This window comes from Streptomyces sp. NH27 (assembly GCF_056859195.1).
This window is the reverse complement of sequence record NZ_JACEGK010000606.1, coordinates 1-4455: the sequence shown is the minus strand read 5'-3', so window position 1 is coordinate 4455 and position 4455 is coordinate 1. Positions and strand designations below refer to the sequence as shown.

At 73.2% G+C, this 4455-nt stretch carries 3 protein-coding genes; all 3 read right to left on the bottom strand.

The genetic code is table 11. The features are described 5' to 3' along the window. Window positions 1-302 precede the first annotated feature (302 nt). Window positions 303-1349: a C40 family peptidase gene (locus AC13HU_RS32925; protein WP_483045648.1), complete on the bottom strand. Its 1047-nt coding sequence runs from the start codon at window positions 1347-1349 to the stop codon at window positions 303-305. A 265-nt stretch (window positions 1350-1614) separates the two neighbouring features. Then, a complete protein-coding gene (locus AC13HU_RS32920) occupies window positions 1615-2646 on the bottom strand; it encodes a C40 family peptidase (RefSeq protein WP_483045647.1) in 1032 nt (343 codons plus the stop codon). A 404-nt stretch (window positions 2647-3050) separates the two neighbouring features. Then, entirely contained in the window at window positions 3051-4391 is a 1341-nt protein-coding gene (locus AC13HU_RS32915; RefSeq protein WP_483045649.1) for an NYN domain-containing protein, read from the bottom strand. Window positions 4392-4455 lie beyond the last annotated feature (64 nt).

Genomic DNA, 4455 nt, shown 5'->3' with positions numbered 1-4455 from the left:
CCCCGCACACGGCGAGCACCCCGCCCCGCCACACCCGCAGTGATCGAACAGCAGCACGCACCCCGCGATCGTACGGCCTCCCCTCGCAGGCCCGGCAACTCGCCGCAGGAGCAGGGCTCCCAGGCCACCGGCCGCGCCCCGAAGAGGCGCGTAAAGGGCGCTCCCCCTGACTTCGCCGGGGGTGCCCCCACCCGGGCGAAACTCTGGGGGAGAACCGCGCGAGACCCCCCACCGGCAGGTGGTCCCGGGGCCGGCGGACAGGGGCACCCCGGTGGGTCCGGCGGGCCCGGTCACGGGGAGCGTCAGGGCCGGGTGATCGCGGCGATCGGCATCATGCCGACCGGGTCGTAGCGGACCTGGGCGCCCGGGTGGGGGGCGTGGATGACCTGGCCGCCGCCGACGTACATCGCGACGTGGCTGGCGTCGGAGCGGTAGATCACGAGGTCACCCGGGCGGGCCTGATCCAGCGACACGTGCCGCCCCGCGTTCATCTGCTCCTGCGAGGTGCGCGGCAGCGCGACCCCGGCCTGGGCGTACGCGTACTGCATCAGCCCCGAGCAGTCGAAGGACCCGGGCCCGGTGGCGCCCCACACATAGGGAGCACCGAGCATGCGGCGGGCCACGGCGACGGCGATGGCGGCGCGCCCGGAGGACGCGGGCAGGTTCAGCAGCGGCGGCAACACCTGATCGCGGGAGGCGCGCTCGCCGCCGGCGCGGAAGGCGGCCTGCTGGGCCGCGGGCATCGAGTGCAGGATCGTCTGGGCCGCGGCCAGCGCGCGCTGCACATCCTGCTTGCGCTGCTGGAGTTGCGTCGTGGTGCTCTGCAGGTCCGCGAGCTTGCCGGTCGCCCGCGCCCGCTCCTGCCGCAACGTCCGTTCGGATTCCTGGAGTTCGTGGAGCCGGGCGGCCTGCCGGGTGCCGAGCCGGTCGAGCGCGGACGCCTGGTCGATGTACTGGGACGGCCGGTCGGACAGCAGCAGCGCCAGCGTCGGGTCCACCGCGCCCTCGCGGTACTGCGAGGCGGCCACCGCGCCGAGGTCGTCGCGCAGCGCGTTGACCCGTTGCTGGCCGCGCGCGGCGCGATCCTGGAGGTCGGCCACCTCGCCGCGCAGCCGCTTCTCGGTCTCCTGGGCGGCGTCGTACTTCTGGGTGGCCGCTTCGGCCTGCTGGTAGAGCTGGTCCAGCCGGGTCGAGGCGTCCGGGGCGGTGCCACCGGAAGGGTCGGCCGCCGCGAACTGGGCGGCACCGCCGGACAGCGCGGCGGTCGCCGCTGCCGCCGCCGACAGCACGGTGACCCTGGTGGTGCGGGAGGCGAGTCCCGGCTGCGGGGTGCGTCGATGGGAAGCCACGAACGCTGACAGTAATCGCGCTGTGGCGCACGGTTCAAAGGTCCGGCGGCACCGCGATCCGGACCGCGACCGTGAACCGCAGGTCACGCGCCCGCCGTCGGGCTTCTCGGCAAGGTGTTCATCACCCGTCCGCCGTACGGGAGTCGGGCGCGTCACCGTCCACACCGACCGTCATACGAACGAACGCGCCGGGCGGCCGCCACCGTTTCCGGCGCGGCCGCCCGGCCATGTCATCACCTGGGGCACACCGCCCCGCGGCAGTACGTCAGATCCGCACGCCGAACTCGAACGTCATGTCGCTCATCGCTTCGTACCGCACCAACGCGCCCGGCTTCGGCGCGTGCAGCACCTGCCCGTTGCCCGCGTAGAGCCCGACATGGTGGAAGTCGCCGAAGAAGATCACCAGGTCGCCGACTTCGAGCTGCGAGGAGTTGTAGATGCGGGTGCCGGCGTTCGCCTGCGCCTCCGAGGTGCGGGGTATCGTCACCCCGGCCTGGGCGTAGGCCCAGGAGGTCAGACCCGAGCAGTCGAACTGGCTGGGGCCGGTGGAGCCCCAGTGGTACGGGTCGCCGATCCTGGTGACGGCGGCGTCGAACGCGTTCTGGGCGCGAGCGCTGGCGGCCTTGGTGTTGCCGAGGTCCACCCGCGAGCTGGCCCGGTTGGCCGCCGCCGCGTCCTGCTGCGCCATCTGCGCGCGCTGCGCCGCGGTCAGACTGTTGAGCACCGACTGCGCCTTGGCGAGCTTGGTCTGCGCGTCCTTCTTGTTCTTCGCCAGGTCCGCGCGGGTGCTCTGCACCTCCGCGAGCTTCGCGGTGGCCTCCGCCCGATCCTGGTCCAGCGTCTGCTTCGCGTTCTCCAGTTGCGTGAGCGCACCGGCCTGGAGCGAGGTGATCTGGTCGAGCGAACTCGCCTGCGCCAGATAGTCGTCCGGGTTGGAGGAGAGGAAGAGCTGGAGCGACGGGTCGATGCCGCCGCTGCGGTACTGCGAGGCCGCGATCGCGCCGATGTTGTCCCGCAGCTTGTTCAAGTGCTCCTGCTGGCGGGCGACCTGGTCCTGGAGGTTCGACGCGTCCTTCTGCACCGACGCCAGCTTCTCGTTGGCCGCGTCGTACTTCTGCGTGGCCTGCTCGGCCTGGTCGTAGAGCGCATCCACCTTGGACTTGGCGTCCTTGACGGAGTCCTTGGCGGGGGCGGCGTTGGCAGCCTGCGAGGACAGTGCGACCGCTGCTGCCGCGGTGGCGGTCAGCACGGTCACGCGCACGCGGCTTGTCGGCTTGGGACGACGGTGGGACGCCACGAAGGCGGTCTCCTTCTTCCTTCAGCCGCCTACCGGTTCACTGGCGGGCGGCCTCCGAGCGCCACCCGGGTTGGATGATCGACTGCGCGGAGGTACGAGCCCAGACCTTAGTGACCAGACTGTGATCGGTTCAAATCCTTGTAGGCAAAATCTCGACCGGTTCGCATATTCTTTACGCGCCCTGTACCCGGGGTGAGGACGGGAGGACACTGCGTTGGCGGTTGTGTGATCGTGAACGCGAACCGGTGCCGAACGGCCGGAAAACGCCGGTGCGTTCACGCCGCCACGAAAGAACGCGCGGGAATCCTCCCGCGCGCTTCACCTCGTCCGCACACCCGCTTCACATCCGGGCGGTTCACATCCGGGCGCACATCAGGGCGAGCCACACCCGCGTCGGACCCGCGTCACACCCGGGCGAGCCGTTTGAGCAGCAGCACCGACGCGACCGGGCGGGCCCCGGCCTTCGCCACACCGTCGGCGACCTCCCGGTCCGCGGAGACCACCACGATCTGCCGCCCCGGCGGCTCGGCACGCACCAGCCGCCGGATCAACTCGTCCGCGGTCTCACCGGCCTTGGAGAACAGCACCCGCACCCCGCGTGGCGGCGCGAGCAGCACCGGCATGTCCAGGTCGGCGCCGTCGAAGACACACGTCACCTCCGCGCCGCTCTGCGCGGCCAGCGCCGCCAGCCCGCCCAGCAGCCGCAGCCGCTGCTTCTCCAACGGCAGCGCCGGATAACCGGTCTTGGTGACGTTGTAGCCGTCGACCACCAGATGCGCCTGCGGCAGCGCGAGGAGTTGGTCCAGCAGCGCCGGATCGGTCGCGGACAGCGCCCGGGTGGCGATGTCGCGCGCGCTGAACGCCCCGGGCGCGACCGCGTCCACGGTGTCCGCGGGCCGTACCCCGAGCGTGTCGCGCGGTGGCAGCGCCAGCTCGCGGCGCAGACCGGCGGCCGCGTCCAGCACCGTGTCCAGCAGCAACCGCAGCCGGACCTCCTCCACGCTGCGGCCCTCGCGCACCGCGCGCCGGCCCGCCTCCACCACCGCCTCGGCCTCGGTGAGCCGGGTCCGCAGCCGGCGTGCCTCGCTCTCGGCCGCGGCGCGCTCCCGCGCGGCGACCGCCCGGGACTCGTCCAACTCGGCCTGGAGTTTGCGCTGCGCGGCCTCGGCCCGCTTCACATCGCTCTGCGCGGCGCGCAGTTTGCGGTGCAGCGCGTCGCCCTCCTTGCGTACGGCGTCGAGTTCGCCGCGGGCGCGGGCCGCCTCGGCGCGGGCCTGGGCCTGGAGCGCGACCACCTCCTCGCGCAGCCGGGCGAGTTCGCGGACCGTCTCCTCGTCGGCCCGCTCGGCGTCGGCCCGCTGCGCCTCCTCGCCCGCGGTCGCCACGAGCTTGGCCCACCCGTCGGGCCGCAGCAGATACGCCGCCGCGGCCACGTCCAGCGGGTCGGCGGCCGGCGGCGGGGTGCCGGAGTCCAGCGCCCCGGTCAGCTCCGGCTGCGCCTCGCGCAGCCGCCCGGCGACCTTCTGCCGGAAGCCCGAGTCCGACTCCAGCGCGGCGGCCAGCGCGGTCGCCGCGTACTTCACCCGACGGGACGGCGTGAAACGGGCATACGGCCGCAGGGACACCGGCAGCTCGGGGTAGGTGAACCCGCCGAAGGCGTCGGCGGCGATGGCGACCACCCGGTGGCGTACGCCCTCGGGCAGCGGCCGGTCGAGCGCGGGCTCGGCAGCGCCATCGGACTCCACGCCGCCACCCGGCTCCGCCGCGCCATCCGACTCCGCGGCGGCGTGCTCCGCGTCGGGATCAGGC